19 protein-coding genes are annotated in these 22,545 nt (G+C 46.4%); 14 read left to right on the forward strand and 5 right to left on the reverse strand.

Annotation, left to right across the window (positions count from 1 at the left end; all coding sequences use genetic code 11):
- Positions 1 to 89: 89 nt before the first annotated feature.
- On the reverse strand, positions 90 to 2,264 hold the full coding sequence (locus ECHVI_RS18665; RefSeq protein ID WP_015267591.1) for a B12-binding domain-containing radical SAM protein: 2,175 nt from the start codon (positions 2,262 to 2,264) through the stop codon (positions 90 to 92).
- Positions 2,265 to 2,385: 121 nt separating this feature from the next.
- Positions 2,386 to 3,096 carry a DsbA family oxidoreductase gene (locus ECHVI_RS18670; RefSeq protein WP_041740018.1) on the reverse strand — a complete coding sequence of 237 codons (711 nt, stop codon included), beginning with the start codon at positions 3,094 to 3,096 and terminating at the stop codon, positions 2,386 to 2,388.
- Positions 3,097 to 3,225: 129 nt separating this feature from the next.
- Between ECHVI_RS18670 and ECHVI_RS23895 the strand changes: the two genes are divergently transcribed.
- The gene (locus ECHVI_RS23895) at positions 3,226 to 3,381 is read left to right on the forward strand and encodes a hypothetical protein (RefSeq protein WP_015267593.1); all 156 of its coding nucleotides are present in this window, start codon (positions 3,226 to 3,228) and stop codon (positions 3,379 to 3,381) included.
- A gap of 265 nt (positions 3,382 to 3,646) precedes the next feature.
- On the opposite strand, the gene ECHVI_RS24120 is transcribed toward ECHVI_RS23895, so the two are convergent.
- Together ECHVI_RS24120 and ECHVI_RS24125 are read right to left on the reverse strand one after the other, a co-directional pair.
- Entirely contained in the window at positions 3,647 to 4,306 is a 660-nt protein-coding gene (locus tag ECHVI_RS24120; protein WP_015267594.1) for a Fic family protein, read from the reverse strand.
- Between the two features lie 30 nt (positions 4,307 to 4,336).
- Entirely contained in the window at positions 4,337 to 4,717 is a 381-nt protein-coding gene (locus tag ECHVI_RS24125; RefSeq protein WP_015267595.1) for a helix-turn-helix domain-containing protein, read from the reverse strand.
- Between the two features lie 809 nt (positions 4,718 to 5,526).
- Between ECHVI_RS24125 and ECHVI_RS18690 the strand changes: the two genes are divergently transcribed.
- The 10 genes from ECHVI_RS18690 (at position 5,527) to dprA (ending at position 16,019) form a co-directional block, all read left to right on the forward strand.
- Positions 5,527 to 6,201, forward strand: coding sequence for a GNAT family N-acetyltransferase (locus tag ECHVI_RS18690; RefSeq protein ID WP_015267598.1), 675 nt, complete (start codon positions 5,527 to 5,529; stop codon positions 6,199 to 6,201).
- 9 nt (positions 6,202 to 6,210) lie between these two features.
- On the forward strand, positions 6,211 to 7,410 hold the full coding sequence (argG, locus tag ECHVI_RS18695) for an argininosuccinate synthase (RefSeq protein ID WP_015267599.1): 1,200 nt from the start codon (positions 6,211 to 6,213) through the stop codon (positions 7,408 to 7,410).
- Complete coding sequence (gene argC / locus ECHVI_RS18700; RefSeq protein ID WP_015267600.1) at positions 7,403 to 8,371, forward strand: N-acetyl-gamma-glutamyl-phosphate reductase; 969 nt, start codon at positions 7,403 to 7,405, stop codon at positions 8,369 to 8,371. Before argG ends, argC begins: the two co-directional genes overlap by 8 nt.
- A 49-nt stretch (positions 8,372 to 8,420) precedes the next feature.
- Positions 8,421 to 9,566 (forward strand): aspartate aminotransferase family protein, encoded by a 1,146-nt coding sequence (locus ECHVI_RS18705; RefSeq protein WP_015267601.1) that lies wholly within the window; start codon positions 8,421 to 8,423, stop codon positions 9,564 to 9,566.
- 144 nt (positions 9,567 to 9,710) lie between these two features.
- Positions 9,711 to 10,652, forward strand: a complete 942-nt coding sequence (locus ECHVI_RS18710) for an N-acetylornithine carbamoyltransferase (RefSeq protein WP_015267602.1) — start codon at positions 9,711 to 9,713, stop codon at positions 10,650 to 10,652.
- A 32-nt stretch (positions 10,653 to 10,684) separates the two neighbouring features.
- On the forward strand, positions 10,685 to 11,485 hold the full coding sequence (argB, locus tag ECHVI_RS18715) for an acetylglutamate kinase (protein WP_015267603.1): 801 nt from the start codon (positions 10,685 to 10,687) through the stop codon (positions 11,483 to 11,485).
- 63 nt (positions 11,486 to 11,548) lie between these two features.
- Positions 11,549 to 12,637, forward strand: a complete 1,089-nt coding sequence (locus tag ECHVI_RS18720; protein ID WP_015267604.1) for a M20 family metallo-hydrolase — start codon at positions 11,549 to 11,551, stop codon at positions 12,635 to 12,637.
- A gap of 188 nt (positions 12,638 to 12,825) precedes the next feature.
- Positions 12,826 to 14,160 (forward strand): argininosuccinate lyase, encoded by a 1,335-nt coding sequence (gene argH / locus ECHVI_RS18725; protein ID WP_015267605.1) that lies wholly within the window; start codon positions 12,826 to 12,828, stop codon positions 14,158 to 14,160.
- Positions 14,161 to 14,563: 403 nt separating this feature from the next.
- A complete protein-coding gene (locus tag ECHVI_RS18730; RefSeq protein WP_041738885.1) occupies positions 14,564 to 14,917 on the forward strand; it encodes a MerR family transcriptional regulator in 354 nt (117 codons plus the stop codon).
- A complete protein-coding gene (gene dprA, locus ECHVI_RS18735; RefSeq protein ID WP_015267607.1) occupies positions 14,898 to 16,019 on the forward strand; it encodes a DNA-processing protein DprA in 1,122 nt (373 codons plus the stop codon). The genes ECHVI_RS18730 and dprA overlap by 20 nt, the downstream gene beginning before the upstream one ends.
- Positions 16,020 to 16,084: 65 nt before the next feature.
- On the opposite strand, the gene ECHVI_RS18740 is transcribed toward dprA, so the two are convergent.
- A complete protein-coding gene (locus ECHVI_RS18740; protein ID WP_015267608.1) occupies positions 16,085 to 16,930 on the reverse strand; it encodes a hydroxymethylglutaryl-CoA lyase in 846 nt (281 codons plus the stop codon).
- A 1,597-nt stretch (positions 16,931 to 18,527) separates the two neighbouring features.
- Between ECHVI_RS18740 and ECHVI_RS18745 the strand changes: the two genes are divergently transcribed.
- The 3 genes from ECHVI_RS18745 to ECHVI_RS18755 are packed head-to-tail and all read left to right on the forward strand — an operon-like array spanning position 18,528 to position 22,537.
- On the forward strand, positions 18,528 to 20,963 hold the full coding sequence (locus tag ECHVI_RS18745) for a YfhO family protein (RefSeq protein ID WP_015267610.1): 2,436 nt from the start codon (positions 18,528 to 18,530) through the stop codon (positions 20,961 to 20,963).
- The gene (locus ECHVI_RS18750; RefSeq protein WP_015267611.1) at positions 20,947 to 21,657 is read left to right on the forward strand and encodes an SAM-dependent methyltransferase; all 711 of its coding nucleotides are present in this window, start codon (positions 20,947 to 20,949) and stop codon (positions 21,655 to 21,657) included. The genes ECHVI_RS18745 and ECHVI_RS18750 overlap by 17 nt, the downstream gene beginning before the upstream one ends.
- Before the next feature lie 22 nt (positions 21,658 to 21,679).
- Complete coding sequence (locus ECHVI_RS18755) at positions 21,680 to 22,537, forward strand: glycosyltransferase family 2 protein (RefSeq protein ID WP_015267612.1); 858 nt, start codon at positions 21,680 to 21,682, stop codon at positions 22,535 to 22,537.
- The last annotated feature ends 8 nt before the right edge of the window (positions 22,538 to 22,545 follow it).

The following is a 22,545-nucleotide window of genomic DNA, read 5'->3' on the forward strand; positions in this document are numbered from 1 at the left end:
AGCGGCCATAAATAAACTACTGCATCAACTGCCCCTCGTTTGCAACGAGGGGCTTACGAGCAGGGCATTTGCAATGCCTCTATCCTACCTCAAAAAATCAGCAATCCTTGTTCCCTTAAAATCTCCCAAACCTCAGATTCCACCAAATCCTCAAAGTCCCCCATGGTCGCTTCGTAGTCCTCCCAAATCACCTGAAGACGGTTTAATGGTTGATCATAGGAAACCTGCGTCAAAAGGCCAGCCACCCACTCACCAAACTCCAATGGCAACTCCATGGCAAAATCCTCCTTTTTGCCCGAAAACACCAATTCCACAAACCCTTCCTCTTCTGCATCCTGCAAGTCCGGCTGTGCTCCTATCCAAACAATCCGCTGGTGCTTTTTATAGGCCAAGGGCGGCTCCTCCAGCAATTGCTGCCGGATATAATTTTCAGGAATGGTAGTGGCAGGAATTTCAAAATCAAACCATTTATCCAATGGCATGTCAAAACCTATCCCGTGCATGTAATTAAACAAGGATTTTCGAAGTCCTTCGGAAAAAGCCGCATGGTCCACCCCCAAGGGATCTTCATACTCCACCTCATTATTGGCAAAGGGTGCCAAGCTAAGGTCAGTACGTTGTACGCCGAATGCCGCCGGATTTAGCCCCACGGGGCTATGGGCCGTCATCGCAAACCGGTGCCAAAAACCGGATTGTAACACCCCTTCTTCAAATAACTGCCGAACCATTTCCAACGAATCCACGGTTTCTTGTGCTGTCTGCGTGGGATAGCCATACATCAAGTAAGCATGCACCATGATGCCCGATTGGGTGAGGTGGTGAGTTACACGGGCCACCTGCGCCACCGTCACGCCCTTCTTGATCAATCCCAGCAAACGATCTGACGCCACTTCCAATCCTCCGGAAATGGCAATACAGCCGGAAGCCCGCAATAACCGGCAAAGGTCTGCAGTAAAATTACTCTCAAAACGGATGTTGGTCCACCATACCACTATCAACCCCCGACGTAAAATCTCAAGTGCCAAGTCCCGCATCAAAGCGGGAGGCGCTGCTTCATCCACAAAGTGGAAGCCATTGGTACCGGTCTTGGCCATGATTTCCTCAATCCGATCACACAGCATAGCGGCCGTAATGGGCTCATAACGTCCAATGTAATCCAAAGAAATGTCGCAAAAAGTACATTTCCCCCAGTAGCAGCCATGTGCCAAAGTCAGCTTGTTCCATCTACCATCACTCCACAACCGGTGCATGGGATTGGCCACCTCAATCACCGAAAGATAATCCCCCAAGGGCAAATCAGCATAATCAGGGGTGCCGACATCCCGCTGCGCCACATCCTTGACGGAAGGATTATTAAACTGCCGCACTTCTCCATCCACCCGAACAAATGTCCGCTTTAATTCCTTCAGTGTACGGTGACCGTCAAGGTGCTCCAGAAGCAGCCGAACAGGAGCTTCTCCATCATCCAAGGTAATAAAATCCACGTAGTCAAAGATCCTCGGATCCTTTAATGTCCGGAGCTCTGTGTTGGGATAGCCTCCTCCCATCCAGACCTTGAGACCTGGATAGCGGGCTTTTAGGTACTGCCCACACCTGAGTCCTCCATAAAGATTCCCAGGAAAAGGAATGGACAAGGCCACAGACGCAGGATCGAATGCTCGTATTTTTTCCTCCAAAACCTCCAAAAGCAACGCATCAATCAAGCTCACCGGCTCTTGCAATGCAGCCTCCATCCCATCAAAGGTACTGGCCGACATGCCCAATTGCTCCGCATAGCGGCTAAAACCAAAGTGCGGATCAATGGCCTCTGTGATCAAATCCCCCAAATCCTCCAGGTACAATGTAGACAAATAGCGGGCCTTGTCCCGCAAGCCCATGCTTCCAAAAGCCCAGTCCACATCATCCAATTGGGAAAACCTTTCCGCTTGGGGAAGAAAATTTCCCTCAGCAATATGATAGGCCAGCGTAGGGTTCTTATCCTGCAGAAAATCGATCACCGTCTCGATGGTTTGCAAATAAGCCGGTTTCATCCTGATCATCCGCTGCACATTATCGGAATAATCCAGCCCTTGCTCCTCCGCCAATTCAAATGCTTGTGACAATCCCTCGCGAGAAAACAACCGAAGCATTACCTCCAACCCCAAATCCGCCTGATGCGAGGAAACCCCAAGGGTGTTCAAATATCCTTTCAAATAGGCCGTAGCAGGATAAGGCGTATTGAGCTGTGTAAATGGCGGGGTGATGAATAATACTTTTGTTGACAAAACGGAGCTTTTTGATACTGCACAAAGTTAGAAAGAATAGATGGAATAATAGGATCAAAAAAAATAGTCCGTGCTAGAAACAAGGACTATTTTTTGTCATTTCAAATTGTGAAGGCTTTGGCTAGCAATTTCCATCTACATCACAGGCCGCTCCGTCACCATCGCCACTTAAATCCTGGACAGTTGGCTTTTCTTGGGCATAGTCCTTCCATGAAGTCTCCAAGGCCTGGGCAAAAGTCTCTTTTGGCTGAGCGCCGGAAACACCATATTTTTCATTCAACACAAAGAAGGGCACTCCCCTGACCCCAAGCTGATGGGATTCATATATGTCTTGGGTCACCAAAAGGTCAAACTCCTTGGAGTCCAGTGATTCCCTTGCTTTACTTGCATCTAATCCTACTTCCACAGCCAGTTTCACCAAAGTGTCTGGATCTGCCGTATGGGCTCCCTCAGTAAAATAAGCCTTAAAAAGCCTTTCCTTCATGGCATCACCTTTCCCCTCAGTCTTGGCATACTGCAATAACCGATGGGCCACCCGGCCATTGGCGACGACCACTTTGTCAAAATGATATTCCAAACCATCTTCCTTGGCCATTTCGGTCACTTGATTTCCGGCTTCTTCGGCCTGCTCCACTGTCCAGCCTTTGGTTTCGGCAAGGTATTGGGCAATGCTCTTATCAAGATCCGTTTTCATGTCCGGATTTAGTAAAAAGCTCTTCCAAACCACCTCCACGTCGTCCTTATGGGGAAATTCTGCCAAAGCGGCTTCCAACCTCCTCTTACCGATATAACAAAAAGGACACATGATGTCCGACCAAATCTCTATTTTCATCATATTTTTAATTACTTTAAACCAATAATCAAACTAAGCGCCATTGAGTTCCCTTTTTTCCTTTCCTGGCAGGAATTTTATAAAAAAGGGCAGCCCATAACCTTTATTGAAACAACCATTGACGACAACATGAAAACAAAAGAATGCCCCTCGTGCGCCATGGAGGTAGATGCCAAGGCAAAAGTCTGCCCTATCTGCCAATTTGAATTCCCCCAACGCAGTCCTATCATCCAGTGGGTAGCTATTTTATTGGCCATCTTGTTCATATTGCTCTATATCCTCTAGCGGGATCACTATTGCTTATAACCATACTGCGAAGGCAGCAGACCGTTGGTGAAAATAAGCCAAAACGCCCATTCTCCGCACATCCAACTTACTTCTTCCTGTTTGTCGTGGAGAATGAAAAGAGGCTGTCTCATAAATAAATAATCCGTCATCACGAGCGGAATGAAGTGATCTCGATGTGCTTTCATTGCACGTATGACGAGATTGCTTCTTCCGATATCCATCGGAATCGCAATGACGAGGACTGATGAGACAACCTCTCTTCTCAAACCATCTCCAAATGCTGCTCCAAGGAATCCAATACGGCATCTGCGACCAAATGGTAAAATGGCGCAGGGTCATTATGCACCTGTACAGCCTCTAAGGCCCTGTAATAGGACAACCTTGAAGCCTGGTCTCCCTTTAGGTTGGCAATGGTATAGCCATTCCCGACCAATACCAAGTTCATGATCAGACGACTCGTCCGGCCATTACCATCCACAAAAGGGTGAATACTCACCAACCGTTCATGCATCTCTGCTGCCAGGATCACCGGATGAAGGATTTTCCTTTGCGCTTGGTAATGTGTAAAGTAATCCTCCATCATTTTATCCACCAAATAAGGCTGAGGTGGCACATGCTTGCTCCCAGCGATCCTCACAGGAACCGAACGGTAACGCCCTGCATTCTCCCTATCGATTCCTTTCAAAATCAAATAATGGAGCTCAAGTAACGTACGATTATAAATATCACCCTTTTTCCCCACCAACTCTTCCAAGTAGGCCACTGCCTCCGCGTGATTGATGGCTTCCAAGTGCTCTCGCATGGATTTCCCGCCAATGGTAATGCCTTCATTGATCACCAGATGGGTCTCTTGAAGGGTCAGGGTATTGCCTTCGATACGATTGCTCTCAAAAGTATAGGCCACGTTAAAATATTCTTTCATCTTTTGGAGCTGGGTCCCCTGGAGTGGACGCTACTTTCCCCATTTAGCTTTAAGGGTATCGATCTTGGAAAGCTTCTCTTGAACGGCAGATGGGATCTTATCCATTTTAAGGGCTTTCTCTCCAGCCAAATACTCCACCCTGCTTTCTGCCAAGGCTAAAATCTCGGCAGCATCGGCTTCGTATTGCACCAAATCCACCACCTTCTCTGCCAACCAAAGCTTTTTTAATTCAGGGAATGATAGCTGATAGGCCTGAGCAAATGCTGTCAGGTTCGCTAAGGAAGGCAAACGCTTCCCATGCTCGAATTTGCTGATCAAACCCGCATCCACGCCTGTCTCTTTAACAGCTCCGCTTAAAGTAAGCCCCTTGGACTTACGTGCAGCATACAGATGTCTCCCTAGCTTTTTCATTTTGACAATTAAACTTTTGACAAATTTAGTCAATTTTTCGGAGGATTTAATACCTATATCCAATTTTAATCCACATCGGCAGTTATCACCGGATACATTATAGGGATCATTTGTACACTTTGGGTCCGCTAAGCCTTAGGTTGTTATCAAAATATCCGCTAAAAACCCGCCTTCCATTTAAGGTTTGGCTTTCTGAAAGGGACTTGGTTTGGTCTTTTGGAAGGATTAAAATAAATTTCCTTCGTATTAAATGATCAAAGCTTAAAAATGAAGCGCTCGTTTATAAAAAACGATTCATCTGGAAAATATTGAAATAATATTTCACGAAAAACCTTAAATCTTCCATTAGCAAATGAGTGCAGCCTCAAAACGCCCTATAAAACCGAATAATCACCTATAAAAACAAACATTCATATACATTAAATTTAGATGAACCAAGACCATCACAAAGCAAAGTATAATGGAACATCCACTTTCGTAAAATTTATCGAAAAAAATTTTGTATATTTAATTTTTAATTCGAACATTTGTACCGCATTAGAAAAATGAACAACCTAATCCACATAGCGGCCTTCAACAACACAATGGACCTCCTTTCCATTGAGCGTATTGCTATGCCTATTTTTTCACCTAGGAAAGACTTCAGGAGTCTGTTTAGGGCCTAGTCCCTGCTATATTATTTGACATCCTACGTGGATGTCTGCCTTCAACATTAATCAATCAATTTCTTATACCATTTAGGAGTCAATTATTGGCAACACGTTATTGGGGTTTTGTGCCAATCCGGACTCCATCGATAAATACCAAATATGACAAAAAGTCAATTTATCATTCAAACTGCGGGAGTACAGCACTGTAAATACGCAGAAACCATCGTGGATGAAATGGCCCTTTCGGCCAAAGCACGTGGTACCGGTATTGCCAAAAGATCTCCCGACTACATCATCCAAAAAATGATGGAGGGAAAAGCCGTCATCGCGCTTTCCAAGGAAGGAGAATGGGCTGGTTTTTGCTATATTGAAGCCTGGGGCCATGGAAAGTTCGTAGCCAACTCTGGCCTTATCGTATCCCCGAATTTCCGAAAATCAGGATTAGCCAGGGAAATCAAAAAAGCGGTATTTAAGCTCAGCCGCTCCAAATTCCCCCATGCCAAAATCTTTGGCCTCACCACTGGGGCCGCGGTGATGAAAATCAACTCTGAGCTGGGATATGTCCCCGTAAGCTACTCTGACCTGACCGATGATGAGGAATTCTGGAAAGGCTGCCAAAGCTGCGTCAATTACGAGATCCTAAAAAGCAAAAACCGTCAAAACTGCCTTTGCACCGCCATGCTTTACGTCCCCAAGGACCAAAAGAAAAAAGAAGTGGCCATGAAAAAGGATTTTGGCAAAAACCTTAACCTGTTCGAACGACTGGTACGCATGAAACGTGCAGTCTTTACAGGTATAAAAAAAAAGACAATAAAGACCTTTGAATTAATATAAACTACACACATGAAAAAAGTTGTTTTAGCATACAGCGGTGGTTTGGACACCACTTTTTGCGCCATTCACCTTTCCCAAGAAAAAGGCTATGAAGTTCATGCCGTACTGGTCAATACTGGTGGATTCAGTGAAGAAGAGCTTAAAACTACCGAAGAAAGGGCCGGAAAATTAGGCATTGCCTCCTTTAAGGTGTTGGACGTTACCCAGACCTACTACAATGAGGTGATCAAATACCTGATCTTTGGCAATGTGCTAAAAAACCAAACATATCCCCTTTCAGTAAGTGCTGAGAGAATTCTCCAAGCAAAAGCCTTGGCCGAATACGCAAAACAAATAGGGGCCAAAGCCGTGGCACACGGAAGTACTGGAGCTGGAAACGACCAAGTCCGTTTTGACATGATCTTCCAGACCATTCTTCCAGAGGCAGAGATCATCACCCCTATCCGCGACCTCCAGCTAAGCCGAGAAGCGGAAATCGAATTCCTTAAAAAGCATGGCGTGGAGATGAATTTTGAAAAAGCAAAATACTCCATCAACAAAGGAATTTGGGGCACTTCTGTGGGCGGTAAGGAAACCCTTACCTCTGGAGACACACTTCCTGAAGAAGCTTACCCTACCCAGCTGACCAAGGAAACGCCTACTCAAATCAGCCTTCAGTTTGAAGCTGGAGAACTAGTGGGTGTAAACGGTCAAAAATTCAGCAATCCCGTGGATGCCATCCTAAAAGTCCAAGCCTTGGCAGACCCTTACGCCATCGGCCGTGACATCCATGTGGGGGACACCATCATCGGCATTAAAGGCCGTGTGGGCTTTGAAGCAGCGGCGCCTTTGATCATCATCAAAGCACACCAACTGCTGGAGAAGCACACCCTCACCAAATGGCAAACCTTCTGGAAAAACCAATTGTCGGAATTCTACGGAAACCACCTGCACGAAGGCCATTACCTGGATCCCGTGATGAGAAATTTAGAAGCCTTTTTGGCAGACACTCAGCAGTTCGTTTCTGGAGAAGTAAAAGTTGCCTTAAAACCTTACCAATTCCAATTGATCGGGATCGATTCTCCACATGATCTCATGTCAGCTAAATTTGGCAGCTACGGGGAAATGAACAAAGGCTATACCGCTGAAGATGTAAAAGGCTTCACCAAAATCCTTGGGAACCAAACGGCTATTTACCACAAAGTGAACCAAACCTTAGACAATGACTAAAATCAAAACAGCCATCATTGGCGCTGCCGGATATACAGGAGGGGAATTATTGAGAATTCTGGTGCACCATCCCAGCTGCGAACTGGTGTACATCCACAGCAACAGCCAAAAGGGCAAAAAGATAGATGAAGTCCATCCAGACCTTATCGGCGACTCCGATTTGGTCTTTACCGATGAAGTAAAAACCACAGGACTGGATGCCGTTTTTCTGGGCTTGCCCCATGGACAGGCAAAAGCTTTTCTAGCAGAAAATAAATTTGACGACCAAACCGTCATCATCGACCTCAGCACTGATTTTCGTGATGAATCCAATGGTTTCCTTTACGGCCTTCCCGAGGTAAATGCCTCCCAAACCGGTCAAGCCAAACGCATTGCCAACCCGGGTTGCTTTGCCACTGGCATCCAACTGGCCTTGGCGCCTGCCATCGCTGCTGGACTGGCCAAAAGCGACATTCACATTACCGGCATTACAGGAAGCACAGGAGCAGGCAAAAAACTGAGCGAGACCACTCATTTCAGCCAGCGAAACCAAAACGTGTCAGTCTACAAGCTCTTCACCCATCAGCACCTTAAAGAAATCAGCCAAACCTTTGGACAACTGCAGACGGGATTTGACCAGCACCTGCTGTTTGTTCCCTATCGGGGAAATTTCTCCCGAGGGATATGGGTAACAGCCTATTTTCCTTTTGAAGGTTCCCTGGAAGAAGCGTATAAAATCTACCATGATTTTTACCAAAATGCAGCCTTCACCCATGTTTCAGAAAAAGATATTGACCTAAAACAAGTGGTAAGCACCAATAAATGCATTGTCCACCTGAAAAAGGAAGCCGGACAGCTGGTCATCTATTCGGCCATTGACAACCTCCTGAAAGGAGCTTCCGGCCAGGCCGTCCAAAATTACAACTTGGCATTCGGCTTAAACGAAAAAGAAGGACTGAGGCTTAAGAGTGTCGCTTTTTGATGCAATAACCGATAATAGAGCAACTTAAGAACAATTTACAACCGAAGCCATGAAACCATTTGACGTATACCCTTTGATCGATGTGACGCCTGTAAAAGCTTCTGGGAGCACGATTTGGGATGATCAGGGCAATGAATATCTAGACTTATACGGGGGGCATGCCGTGATCAGCATTGGCCATAGCCACCCGCATTATACCAAACGGATCAAAGAACAACTGGACAATATTGCCTTTTATTCCAACTCTGTTCAGATCCCGATCCAAAAAGAATTGGCCACAAAATTAGGGCAGCTTTCAGGCTATCCTGACTATGACCTTTTCCTGTGCAACTCCGGGGCAGAAGCAAATGAAAATGCCTTGAAGCTGGCTTCTTTTGAGACCGGAAAGAAAGGGTTTATCGCCTTCACAAAAGGATTTCATGGCAGGACATCCGGGGCCGTGGCCCTGACCGACAATCCCAAGATCATTGCGCCATTCAATGCGCACGAAGGCGTGCATATTCTTCCTTTCAATGACCTGGAGGCAGTGGAAAAGCAACTGGCAACAGGAACCATTGCCGGCGTGATCGTGGAAGGCATCCAAGGGGTTGGCGGCATCCAAGTGCCAGATCCTGCGTTTTTATTGGGCCTTTCAGCATTGACCAAACAATACGGTGCCAAATTGATCCTTGACGAAGTCCAATCCGGCTATGCCCGAAGTGGAAAGTTCTTTGCCCACCAGTGGGTAGAGGGCCTAAAGCCTGACCTGATCACGGTAGCCAAAGGCATGGGCAATGGCTTCCCGATCGGCGGGGTATTGATCAGCCCGGAATTTAAGGCGTCACATGGCCTGCTGGGAACAACTTTTGGAGGAAACCATTTGGCCTGCGCGGCCGCGTTGGCCGTGCTGGAAGTCATCGACGAAGAAAACCTCATTACCGCTGCTGCCGAAAACGGAAAAGCGATCATGGCGGCATTGGAAAAAGTAGCTGGCGTGACAGAAGTGCGAGGCAAAGGCCTGATGATCGGTTTTGATTTGGCTACAGAAGCAGGCCCCGTTCGCGCGGCACTGATCCATGAGCACAAAATATTTACCGGAAGTGCCGGAGGCAAGCACACCATTCGATTGCTTCCCCCGTTAAACATTGAACCAAAAGCCTTAACTTTATTCTTGGAGAAGCTAGAAACAGTTCTGAATGTAAAGCAATCCACATGATTCCGCTTTCAGGAAAGTGACATTTCCAAAAAGTCATCGCATCAACATAAAACGTAAGAATTTCAATCAAGATACGCAAAAAGCCAGCAGTACCGACGCTATGCCAGCAGAGGACGTTGTGGCTTTGCGAGAAAACCAAAAACCATGAAGTATTACACCCAATTTGAAAACAAGTCCCTTGCCGACCAGCTTATTCAAAAAGCCCTGGAATATAAAAAAGCCCCACTTTCGGACAACAACCTCGGCAGGGGAAAGCGAATTGGATTATTATTTCTCAACCCCAGCCTAAGAACACGCGTCAGCACCCAAATTGCTGCTTCCAACCTGGGCATGGAATCCATTGTCCTGAACATGGACAAGGAGAGCTGGGCCCTCGAAATGGAAGATGGCGTCATCATGAACCAAGGCAAAGCCGAACATATTCGTGATGCTGCAGGAGTGCTGGGAAGTTATTTTGACATTTTGGCCCTTCGTGCTTTCCCTTCGCTCACCAACAAGGATGAAGACAGTGAAGATTTCATCCTGCACCAATTTGCCAAACACAGTGGTTTGCCGCTGATAAGCCTGGAAAGTGCCATCCGGCATCCCTTGCAGAGTTTGGCAGACATGGTCACTATTCAAGAGCACAAGCAAAAGGAGAAGCCAAAAGTGGTGTTGACCTGGGCGCCGCACATCAAGGCCATCCCACACGCCGTGGCCAACTCATTTGCGGAATGGTCCATTGGCTGTGGACACGACGTGACCATCACGCATCCCGAAGGCTACGAGCTGGACGAAAGGTTTACCCAAGGAGCCACCATCGAACATGATCAGGACAAAGCCCTGGCCAATGCCGATTTTGTCTACGTCAAAAACTGGAGTGCCTTTAACGAATACGGTAAAATCCTCTGCACCGATGAATCCTGGATGCTCAACGAACAAAAGCTTTCGCAAGCACCAAATGCCAAAGTGATGCACTGTCTTCCCGTAAGAAGAAATGTGGAGCTTTCTGATGAGATCTTGGACGGCCCGAGAAGCTTGGTGCAGCACCAAGCCAAAAACAGGGTATTTGCTGCGCAGGCAGCCTTAAGTGAACTGCTAAAATAACCTTTACAACCACGACAACCTCTTCACCCATTATGAAAATAAGCATTGTCAAAATCGGCGGTAATGTCATCGACGATCCTGCGAAACTGCAAGAGTTCCTTATGCTGTTTGCCAGATTGGAAGGAAAAAAAATCCTTGTCCATGGCGGTGGCGTCATGGCTTCTAAATTTGGCCAGCAGCTGGGCATCGAGCCCAAAATGGTAGACGGAAGGCGCATCACGGATGAAGCTACCCTTGATGTGGTGACCATGGTGTATGCTGGAATGATCAATAAAAAAATAGTGGCCAAACTCCAACAGCTGGAGCAAAACGCCATGGGCTTCACCGGTGCAGACGGAAACCTCATCCGCTCCGCCAAACGGCCGGTAAAGGACATCGATTATGGTTTTGTGGGGGATGTCAAAGAAGTGGACACGGAACTGATGGAAGTGCTGCTGGAAAAAGATGTCGTTCCCGTATTTTCAGCCATTACACATGACCGCAAAGGCAACCTGCTCAACACCAATGCAGACACCATCGCCTCAGAAATTGCGACGGCCATGGCCGTAAAACACACCGTCAGACTGTACTTCTGCTTCAACAAAGCCGGCGTCCTGATCGATGAGCATAATGATGATTCGCTCGTTCCCAAAATCAACGAGGACATTTACGACGAACTCAAAAGGGACAATGTCATCCATAGCGGCATGATCCCCAAGCTGGACAATGCCTTCAGTGCCCTGCACAAGGGGGTCAGCAATGTTTGGCTGGGAAAAGCTGAAAACCTGATCTTGGCCTCTAAAGGCAAAAAATCAGGCACCAATATCGAACGGCACCGCTATGATCTTTACTGATTACTGGCTTTCTAAAAGAAATAAATCCCAATAGTTTGGCCGGGCTAGAAAACCCGGCCAAACATGCTACAAACATTCTCCAATGCCATGCAGCAATTAAAGGCAGAAGCCAAAGAACTTCTAAAACAACTGATCGAAACCCCGTCCCTTAGCAGAGAGGAGGATCATACCGCGAAGTTGCTGGAGGAATACTTGACCAGCAAAGGCATACCGGCCAAGCGTTTGCAAAACAACGTCTGGGCCACGAACAAGCACTTTGATCCCAATTTGCCCAATGTCCTCCTCAATTCCCACCATGATACCGTCAAGCCCAATAATGGCTATACCAAAGATCCTTTCAAGGCAATTGAGGAAGAGGGGAAACTCTATGGACTTGGCAGCAATGATGCCGGAGGATGCCTGGTCAGCCTCATCGCTGCATTTGTTCATTTATATGACCAAAAACTGCCTTTCAACCTGATATTGGCCGCCACTGCGGAAGAAGAAGTGAGTGGCAAAAACGGCATTGCCCTGCTACTGGAGGAATTGCCCACCATAGCGCTGGCCATCGTCGGTGAGCCCACCCTGCTGGACGTGGCTGTAGCAGAAAAAGGCCTGATGGTCATCGATGCCACCGTCACCGGAAAAGCCGGTCATGCCGCCCGAAACGAAGGCATCAATGCACTTTATGAAGCCCTTCCTGATCTAAATACCTTAAAGGATTATTCCTTCAAAAGAGTGTCCGAATACTTGGGCGAAAGCAAAGTATCAGCCACCATCATCCAAGCCGGATCTCAGCACAATGTGGTCCCCGACAAATGCGTCTATACCTTGGACGTCCGGGTCACGGACAGTTACACCCTGCAGGAAGCCTTGGACGAACTCAAGGGATTCCTCAAAGCGGATCTCCAACCTAGATCCATGCGGCTCAATTCTTCCGCACTTCCTAAAGGCCACCGCATCTGGGAGGTAATCCATCAATTATCGCTCAAATGTTATGGGAGCCCTACCCTGTCCGACCAAGCCTTGATCCCCTACCCTTCCATTAAGATCGGACCGGGAGATTCTGCGCGCTCACATACCCCTGACGAATTTATTCACTTAAAGGAAATCGATCAGGGAATAGACCGATATGTGGACATCTTGAATGGCTATGCAGATTTAACCAATTAGTCAATCGAAGTGTAGTGGTCGGTGGTGAGTAATCGGCAAGATAAAATCAAAATATATTTTTTATATTCATTCAATGGAATACGTAAAAAGTGTTAAAGAATTGGAAGTCTATTAAGCTACCTTTACAGACGAATGTATAAATAAATTGAACCTCTCAAACCCTAAAAATTAACAACAACAATCCCCTCATGAAACTTTGGCAAAAAAATACCACGAGCACCAAGGAAGTAGAACAGTTCACCATTGGTCGTGATCCTGAGTTTGACATTGTGCTGGCTCCTTTTGACGTATTGGGCTCATTGGCGCATGCCACCATGCTCGAGAGCATTGACCTGCTCACCAAGGAAGAGCTGGCCATCCTGAAGAAAGGGCTTAAGGATATTTACCAGGAAATCCAAGAGGGCACCTTCACCATTGATCCTGGGGTGGAAGATGTCCATTCACAAGTGGAGTTCTTACTGACTGAACGCTATGGGGATGTGGGCAAAAAACTGCACAGTGGCCGCTCCAGGAACGATCAGGTAGCCGTGGACTTGAAGCTGTATTACCGCGCGGTGATCCAGGAAGTGCTGGACGATGCCAAAGCACTCTTTGACTTGCTGCTAACGTTGGCCGAAAAGCATCAAAATGACCTCATGCCGGGCTATACCCACACGCAGCTGGCCATGCCTTCCTCTTTTGGACTGTGGTTTGGGGCAATGGCGGAATCTCTGGCGGAAGACATGGAACTTTGGCTGGCTGCTTACAACCTGGCCGATAGAAATCCACTTGGATCAGCAGCAGGCTACGGTTCGTCTTTTCCACTGAACAGGACCATGACCACCCGGCTCTTGGGCTTTAAGGACATGCACTATAACGTCATCAACGCCCAAAACAACCGTGGTAAAACCGAAAAAGCCATTGCCTTTGCCATGGCGGGAATGGCCGGTACGCTCAACAGGCTTTCGGCAGATATCATCATCTTTATGAACCAGCATTTTGGTTTCGTCAAGTTTCCAGACAACCTCACCACTGGATCCAGCATCATGCCTCATAAAAAGAACCCTGATGTCTTCGAACTGATCCGTGCCAAGGCCAACCAGATCCAAAGTGGCCCTCAAAACCTGATGATGCAGATGACCAATACCACCACTGGTTATCACCGTGACCTGCAACTGCTGAAAGAGACGACTTTCCCGGATTTTGAGAAGCTTAAGGATTGCTTGCAGATCACCAAATTCATGCTGGAGCATATTGAGATAAAACCTGACATCCTCGAGGACAAGTTCTACAAGCACCTCTTCAGCGTAGAAGTGGTCAATGACTTGGTACTGCAGGGAATGCCCTTCCGTGATGCCTATAAAAAAGTAGGCTTGGACATCGAAAGTGATGATTTTGCTCCCGACCACACCGTCAACCACAGCCATGAAGGCAGTATCGGACAGCTGTGCCTTGACGAAATCAGAACAAAAATGGAAACGGCTTTGGCAAAATTTGATTTTAGCGCCATCGAAACGAGTTATCAGAAATTACTGGAAGCATAACCAATAAGATTTGAGCGGAGCTGTGAATTCAGCGGCCCCACTTTAGGGCAGACAGTTCCGCTCATCCAGTTTTGTTCATGTCATCATCTTTTCATTGCCGCTATGTTCCTATTTACCCAATGATGTCATAACCTAACAGAAAGCAATCTATCTTTAAACAACCTCGTTACCAACGGATTAAAACTCTACCTTTTCCGACATTCAGATTGCAAATCTGGATGAGCGCTGACATGATGTACTTCCCTGATTAGTGTTGACCGGATAATGCTTTGCTCTTGCTTCTTGACTCTTTTCTCTAGTCTTGATACTTGTGTCTAGCTACTTGCTACTAAATAATCACCTTCCGTTGCCATCTTTCTCAAAAATTCGTTATTTTGATTTTCATACATTTTATTTTTGCCAAGTGCCGTACAAAGAACGAGAAATAGAAAAGAAATACTACTCCATTGGTGAAGTAGCCGATAAATTTGGTGTAGCCACATCCCTGATCCGCTACTGGGAAGGGGAATTTGACATCATCAAACCCAAAAAGGACAAAAAAGGCAACAGGAGATTTACCAAAGAGGACATCGAGAAGATCGGCCTGATTTTTCATCTGGTAAAAGAGAAAGGCTATACGCTCCAAGGTGCGCAAGAAATCATCAAAAAAGACCAATATGAGGTTTCTGACAAAGCCGGCATGGTCAACCGCCTGAAAGAAATACGGGATTTTTTGTCAGAAATCCGAAACAATATCCATGCAGAAGACAACACATGAAACACTCCTTTACACCATAGCATTAAGCCTGATTCCCAAACTGGGGCCCTACGCTTTCAAGAACATCATCAGTTATTGCGGGTCAGCAGCTAATTTTTTCACCATGCCAAAGGGAAAGGCCGCAAAAATCCCCGGAATTGGCAGTAAGCTACTGGCTATTCGAAACCAAAAAGATACCTACCTAAAAAAGGCGGAAAATGTATTAGAGGATTGTATAAAGCACCAAATCACAGTCCACAGTTACCTAGACCATTCCTACCCCAAGAGACTTAAATCCTTTATGGATGCGCCGGTCCTGCTGTTTACGAAAGGGCACATAGACCTAAACCCCAAACGTAGCATTGGCATTGTAGGAACCCGAAATGCCTCGGATTATGGCAAGAACATCACCCGGAAAATCGTAGAAGGCTTGGCACCATTTCAGCCAACGGTCATCAGTGGCTTGGCCTATGGCATTGACATCACCTCGCACAGGGCTGCATTGGAATTTGAACTTCCTACCGTGGCGGTACTGGGGAATTCACTGGAGAGCCTCTACCCTGCAGCCCATCGAAACACCGCCGAAAATATGGCTGAAAAAGGGGGCTTGGTTTCAGAATACCCGGTGGGAACGGCCATGCACCCGCTTAATTTCCCTGCCCGAAACCGCATTATCGCCGCCCTATCCGATGCACTCATCGTGGTGGAAGCCGCCAAAAAAGGAGGCGCTTTGATCACCGCAGAAATTGCTTATAGCTACAACAGGGAAGTATTTGCCGTCCCTGGCAACCTCCAAAACACGTATAGCGAAGGTTGCAATAACCTGATCCGCTCCATGAAAGCAAATATCTACACCGGTCCCCGAGACATTCAAGAGGCCCTTTCTTGGTCCACCGACGAAGAAAACACACCCACGGCCAAGAACAATACCTTAACCCTCGATCAATTTTCCGATCAAGAACAACGGTTGCTTCGGATCCTTTTGGAAAAAAGCCCGTTGGAAATCGATCAATTGAGCTGGCAAAGCCAACTCCCCGTTTCACAAGTAGCCTCAATTCTCCTCAGCTTGGAATTTCAAGGAGTCGTCAAAGCCCTGCCAGGTAAAAAATACCAGCTTGCTTAAAAAGTCGTGCAAATGAAAAGTAAGGGACTTCTTCCCCCATAATCCTTCCAATCTTAGCTGTCGTCTTATTGGAATACAAACTTGGCCAACTTCATGGCTTCTCCAAATTCTTCTTGGTTCATGCCGAGATCATAGCCATTCTTCTCCAACACCTCAATCAACGCTTCTGTGGCCACATTGCCTACGAGTTCATCCTTGGCCATCGGGCATCCACCAAAACCATTAATGGCACCATCAAACCTTCTACAGCCGCCACGAAGGCCCGCTTCGACTTTTTCTGCTATATGTTCTGCTCGGCTGTGAAAATGCCCCCCAAATTCAATTTCCGGATAGGCCTGCGTATTGGTCTTAAAAACCTCCTCGATCAGCGCTGGATCCGCCGCACCAATGGTATCGGACAGCGCAATCACCTTCACGCCCAGCTCATCAAGTTTTCCGACAAATTCGGCCACCAAATCTGCAGAAAAGGGCTCCCCGTAAGGATTGCCAAATCCCATGCTCAAATACGTCACCAATGTCCGGCCTTTCACTTCACACATATTCTGTAAATTCGCCACCACTTCCAGGGCCTCTTGAATGCTTTTATTGGTATTTCGCTGTTGGAACGTTTCCGAAATGGACAATGGGAACCCTAAGTAATCGATCTCTTCAAACTGCATCGCATCCTCCGCTCCTCGGACATTGGCCACGATGGCAAGCAGTTTGGATTTGGAATGAAACAAATCCAGCAGGTCGAGCACCTCGGCGGTATCCCGCATTTGGGGCATGGCCTTAGGACTTACAAAACTCCCAAAATCCACCGTGTCAAAGCCCACATTCAACAGCTGGTTGATATAGGCGGCCTTGATGGCCGTATCAATAAACACTTCTCGCCCTTGCATGGCATCCCGTGGACATTCGATGATTTTCATGTTGGTATGGTAATACGTTTGTGAAAATCGAAGGTATAAAAATTATATCACTATCTGTGGGGTACCTTAAACGAATATGCAAGGTGAATACCAGAAGATCTTTCCACGACTTTAAATCCTTACATGGACAGGATTTAGGAACAGCCAAAAAAATCACTCACTAACGAACCAATCGTAAAAGTTGTGGGGAGTAGTGTGGTTGGTGCTGATAGCATGTAGATGACGCAGGTTATGAAGATTTACGCTTGTCTTTTTAAAGAAATCTTCACCTTGGATTTCTTTCAGCCCGACAGGGGCAAGCAGATATTTATCGAACCCTATACTGGAACTGAAGGCTGAAAGTCTTCTATCACCCTAGCCCAAGGCAAGGACTTGGGGTGTAGACGCCTCAATTTCATTCTTTCAGGCTGAAAGCCTAACTCAGCATCCCCCAGAAATATGGGATCAAGCCGAAAAGTTGGAGGCATTTTACTCCATCATGAAAATTGGCAGTTTCCCCAGGACAAACACTTTTAAACTGTTAGTAAAGAGATGTCAGCCTGAATGAAAGAACTTCAATGGGCTAAAAGCGATTTCCCTGATGGTTATCAACATTTAGTACTAATTTCGTTTAAAGGAGCTATCATCCGTGCCGCTGGCACTCCTTCGGGAGGTTGAGGAGTGCTTGAGTTCCTGCGGATGAATCCGCAGGTTACAAAATTTATCGTGCCGCTGGCACTTTGCCCCGATTTATACATTGGAAACCGCAGTAGCCTATGGTGCCGAATGGCGGAATAGGCTGAAAGAATGATTTGTTGATTTGGATCGTACAAGCCGTCGCAGCTATCTGCTCATGTTTAGTGGTTGGCTTGGTAGAGGTTAACCCCTGAATATGCGCTGGCAACTGAGCATCCTGCCTAATCCGCCTTTGGCGGAGGGTCATATAGAAGGTGCAGGTTGTCACCTGCACCAAAAATGATCTCACACAAAAGGGTAAGTTCCGTAGGAACGGCAGATATAAATGCAAATAGGAACTTTTTTTTATAAGACCATGTCAACATTCGTCCCCCAGAATTATGGCTTGATCCCACCTTTTCGCTTGATCCCCTCCTCCCCCACCTGATCTAAACTAAAAAAGCTATGAAACACCGTTTCATAGCTTTAGTCAATTAACAATAAACCCATAAGTTAAATTTCGGACGTTACCTCTGGGAAATGACAAAGTACTTCAACTACTTTCATCTTTGCCAAACCCCAAATTAGACGCCAATCTTAACGTCCTTGCATTCAACTATGTTAGTTATTCAAATTTATAATAAATACGCATACCAATCCTTGATAAGAAAAATTATTTTTAATTAAAGTGCTTAATAAATAAAATTTTTACATAAGTGGAGTGAAAAAGGTAGTAATAGCACGGACACTAAATAAAAGCAAGCCATAAAATTGAATTCATGCTCCCCGTCCCTGCCTTTCCCGAAAAATTCACCCGTGTAAATGGACACCAATACAGCCCATGAACACCTGCCAACATCTCACCCATTTTCACTATTAGAAATCCCCATTAATTTTTAATTTGCACATCATTTTGATATTAATGCTAACCAAACCAACCAGCATGCAAGTCAACTTTAAGCAGCAAGTGCTGCCACATCTTCTCGGGATTGTTTCATTTTACGTCCTGATCGTATTATACTTTTCCCCGATCGTTTTTGACGGAAAAATGATCTTCCAAAACGACATTCTCCAGTGGGAAGGTTCCGCCAAGGAAATGATCGATTTCCGTGAAGAAACCGGAGAAGAAGCCCTCTGGACCAACAGCATGTTTGGAGGGATGCCTGCCTATCTGGTCAACACCGAATACCCGGGCGACATCAGCAGGGCAGTGATCAGTGCCATTACCCTTGGACTCCCTCATCCGATCAATGGCCTTTTCTTTGGCATGGTCGGCATGTACTTGCTCTTGCTCAGTTTTAGGGTAAGGCCAGCAATCTCCGTCATGGGGGCATGGGCATTTGCCTTTAACACCTTCCATATGCTTAGCTTGGAAGCCGGCCACAATGCCAAAATATGGGCCATTTGCCTGATCCCTTTGATTTTGGCAGGGATCAACATGGCTTTCAATGGAAAAAAACTACTGGGCTTCGCCATCACGGCCTTGGCCCTCATGCTCCAAATCCGCTTCAACCACCTTCAGATCACCTATTACACGCTGATTGTGGTGCTGATTTACGCCATTGGCCAACTGGCGTTTTACATCAAAGAGAAAAGATTACCTGAATTTGGTAAAATTGCCGGGATACTAATAGTCGGTGGACTCATCGCGGTCGGTGCCAATGCCAATCGGCTGATCTCGGTACTGGAGTATGGAAAATACTCTATTCGCGGGGAAAAGTTGTTGGAAGCTTCCGGAGAAAATGACGCTGGACTTAGCAAAGAATATGCTTTCAGCTGGTCTCAGGGAAAGCTGGAATCCCTGACCCTGCTGATCCCCAACTTCTCAGGGGGAGCCAGCCAGGAAGGCTTACCTGATGACTCCAACGCCGCAGAAGCACTTCAACAAAACGGGGTATCGGGCGCTCAGCTCACCAACTTTCTTCAAGGCGCACCTACCTATTGGGGAGACCAGCCCTTTACCGGCGGCCCCATTTATGGCAGTGTCATCATGGCATTCCTATTTGTGATCGGCATCCTTTACGCGCCAAAACGCTTTAGAAATATTTTTGTGGCCATTACGGTGGTATCGCTGATGTTGGCGTGGGGCAAAAACTTGGCTTGGTTTAACTATACACTATTTGATTATCTTCCGGGCTATAACAAGTTCAGAGCCGTTTCCATGGCCTTGGGCATCACCTTGTTTGCTGTGCCTGTTTTGGGATGTATTGGCCTGGAGCATTTGTATGCCGACCAAGACAAACAAAAGAAAACTAAAGCACTGCTGCTTTCTATTGGCATAGTGGGCGGGTTTGTCCTGCTGCTGATCCTACTGGCAGGAGCATTTGGATACAAAGGCGCCGCAGACGCCAGCTTCCCGGGATGGCTGGTCGATGCCTTGCGCGAAGACAGAAAAGCCATGCTCCGCAAAGATGCCCTGAGAAGCTTGGCCTTTATCGTTCCGAGTGCCTTATTGGTTTTCCTTGCCATCAAAGGGAAGGTGAACTACTTCTATGCCACATTGGGAATTGCCATCTTAGTCGTAGCGGATGTCTGGACCATTAACAAGCGATATCTAAACGACGATTCCCTACAGAAAAGCCCTAGCAAAACGTATTTTACCCCTACGCCAGCAGACCAAAAGGTCATGCAGGACAAGGGCTATTTCCGAGTGCTCAACCTCCAAAACACCTTTAAAGAAGCCCGCACCAGCTATCGCTTTCAAAGCGTTGGCGGTTATCATGGAGCCAAAATGAGGCGCTATCAGGATTTAATAGACAGGGTGCTACAGCCGGAAATTTCGCAATTTGTCAAAAAGGCACAGGAGGGAAACTTTGATTATGCAAACCTCCCCGCCCTAAACATGCTCAACACCAAATACATCCTGGCCGGAAACAGTGAAAAAGCCGTCTTCCAAAACCCTGAAGCCAATGGCCCAGCTTGGTTCCCACAGGAGATTATCGGCGTAAGCAGCAATGAAGAAGAAATCAACAAACTCTCCCAATTAAACACCAAAACCGAAGCTACCCTAAACACCAATGAATTCAGCGCTCAGCCAGGGGCGGGTACCATTTCCCTGGCACACCACCAGCCCAACAAACTGGTATATAACGTAAATGCCTCCAAAGCGGGTCTAGTAGTATTTTCCGAAATCTATTATCCCGAAGGGTGGGTCGCCGAAATAAATGGTGAAAAAACAGATATATTACGTACAAACTACCTATTGAGAGGTGTTTCAGTTCCTAAAGGAAACGCAGAAGTGGTTTTCAAATTTGAACCAACCGCCTATTATCGTGGTTCCTTTGTTGCGGTTTCATGCCAATATTTTATTATATTACTCCTAATTGCTGGGCTAATATTACCGTTCACAAAATTTGCTGACTATGGAAGAAAAGGATAAATACATTAGTTTTTATGATCAATTTTCTACGGATTCCAGAAAACAGGAAATCAGTGCACTAAACGTAAGTATTCTGGATAAATTAGTAGCAGAGGGGCTTAAATCCAATCACAAAGTCATCGAAGGCGGCTGTGGCTTGGGAGAACTCAGTCATCTTTTGGCAAATAAGGTTAAAAACGGCAAAGTACTTGGTGTAGACATCAATGAGGACACGGTCCAGCGGGCATCCGAGCTATGGAAAAAGCAGAAGAACTTGAGCTTTGTGAAGGCAGAAATGAAGGCCTTTGAAAACCGTGGAGAAACGTATGACTTTTTCGTATTGACAGACATTCTTCAGCAGATCACCACGGACAAGCACCTTCGGCTGTTTGAGGCTGTAAGGAGGCATTCCCATGAAGACACCACCATATTCATCCACCTTCCTACCCCCCGGTTTTCGGAATGGAGGGCGTACAATGACCCGGAAAGCCTACAATTTATCGAGCCTTCCGTAAACATCGCTGGGCTGGTAGAAAGCCTAACCGTAAATGATTTTTACTTGGAAAAGGCCGTTTCTTACAATGTCTTTTATGAGGAAAATGATTTTCAATATTTTATCTTCAAACCGCTGACAAGAATCGCGGCCCCTACCCCGAAGAAAAAGTGGGCAAACCTAAAAGAAAAATTGCCAAACAACTTATTGGGCTTGTTATAGGCAGCAACCTCCCGGCCATCCTATGTTAGATTATTGTGTTATCATTCCTGCGCACAACGAGGCGCAGTATTTACCTTTATTGCTTGACTCCCTGACCCAACAGGCGTTGCTCCCCAAGCAATCGGTTATCGTCAATGATCACTCCACTGATGAAACCGAAGCCATCATCGATCGGTATTCGAAAAAATTCCCTTGGATCACCAAGGTAAATAGCCAAACAGAAGCCTCCCGTCTTCCGGGAAGTAAAGTGGTGGCAGCATTTGACAAAGGACTGAAGGAAATAGATCAACCTTATGATTTTATTGTCAAGTTGGATGCAGACTTAATCCTCCCTGTCAATTATTTTCAGGAAGTTGCCAAGATCTTTCATCAATGTCCAAAGGCCGGAATGGTAGGAGGATTTGCCTATGAAAAAGATGGTGCAGAATGGAAGCTTAACCACCCAATGGGCAAGGACCATATCAGAGGAGCGTTTAAAGCATACCGGAGGACCTGTTTTGAGAAAATGGGCGGACTGCGATGCTCCATCGGTTGGGATACGATCGATGAATTGCTGGCGCGCTACCATGGCTTTGACGTCGTCACGGTTCCAACGCTGAAAGTAAAGCATTTACGTCCCACGGGGAGTGCCTATTCCCAAAAAGCCAAATACCTGCAAGGCCAGGCCATGTACAAAATGCGCTATGGTCTGGGCATTGCATTTCTGTCCATGGCAAAGGTCAGCTGGAGGCAAAAAAAACCGGGGTACCTCTTGGACAGCATGATCGGTTATGTCTCTTCCTATTTCAATGGAATCCAACGTGCGGTCTCTGCAGAAGAGGGAAAATTCATCCGTTCGTACAGATGGAAAAACATCTTTCAAAAGATCAGCGGTAAATAACCGTATTT

Source organism: Echinicola vietnamensis DSM 17526 (genome assembly GCF_000325705.1).
GTDB lineage: Bacteria > Bacteroidota > Bacteroidia > Cytophagales > Cyclobacteriaceae > Echinicola > Echinicola vietnamensis.

Bases quoted from the DNA above. Each gene is read 5' to 3' on its own strand.
- ECHVI_RS18670 (WP_041740018.1), bottom strand. From the start codon at position 3,096: ATGAAAATAGAGATTTGGTCGGACATCATGTGTCCTTTTTGTTATATC.
- ECHVI_RS23895 (WP_015267593.1), top strand. From the start codon at position 3,226: ATGAAAACAAAAGAATGCCCCTCGTGCGCCATGGAGGTAGATGCCAAG.
- ECHVI_RS24120 (WP_015267594.1), bottom strand. From the start codon at position 4,306: ATGAAAGAATATTTTAACGTGGCCTATACTTTTGAGAGCAATCGTATC.
- ECHVI_RS24125 (WP_015267595.1), bottom strand. From the start codon at position 4,717: ATGAAAAAGCTAGGGAGACATCTGTATGCTGCACGTAAGTCCAAGGGG.
- ECHVI_RS18690 (WP_015267598.1), top strand. From the start codon at position 5,527: ATGACAAAAAGTCAATTTATCATTCAAACTGCGGGAGTACAGCACTGT.
- argG (WP_015267599.1), top strand. From the start codon at position 6,211: ATGAAAAAAGTTGTTTTAGCATACAGCGGTGGTTTGGACACCACTTTT.
- argC (WP_015267600.1), top strand. From the start codon at position 7,403: ATGACTAAAATCAAAACAGCCATCATTGGCGCTGCCGGATATACAGGA.
- ECHVI_RS18705 (WP_015267601.1), top strand. From the start codon at position 8,421: ATGAAACCATTTGACGTATACCCTTTGATCGATGTGACGCCTGTAAAA.
- ECHVI_RS18710 (WP_015267602.1), top strand. From the start codon at position 9,711: ATGAAGTATTACACCCAATTTGAAAACAAGTCCCTTGCCGACCAGCTT.
- argB (WP_015267603.1), top strand. From the start codon at position 10,685: ATGAAAATAAGCATTGTCAAAATCGGCGGTAATGTCATCGACGATCCT.
- ECHVI_RS18720 (WP_015267604.1), top strand. From the start codon at position 11,549: ATGCTACAAACATTCTCCAATGCCATGCAGCAATTAAAGGCAGAAGCC.
- argH (WP_015267605.1), top strand. From the start codon at position 12,826: ATGAAACTTTGGCAAAAAAATACCACGAGCACCAAGGAAGTAGAACAG.
- dprA (WP_015267607.1), top strand. From the start codon at position 14,898: ATGCAGAAGACAACACATGAAACACTCCTTTACACCATAGCATTAAGC.
- ECHVI_RS18740 (WP_015267608.1), bottom strand. From the start codon at position 16,930: ATGAAAATCATCGAATGTCCACGGGATGCCATGCAAGGGCGAGAAGTG.
- ECHVI_RS18745 (WP_015267610.1), top strand. From the start codon at position 18,528: ATGCAAGTCAACTTTAAGCAGCAAGTGCTGCCACATCTTCTCGGGATT.
- ECHVI_RS18750 (WP_015267611.1), top strand. From the start codon at position 20,947: ATGGAAGAAAAGGATAAATACATTAGTTTTTATGATCAATTTTCTACG.
- ECHVI_RS18755 (WP_015267612.1), top strand. From the start codon at position 21,680: ATGTTAGATTATTGTGTTATCATTCCTGCGCACAACGAGGCGCAGTAT.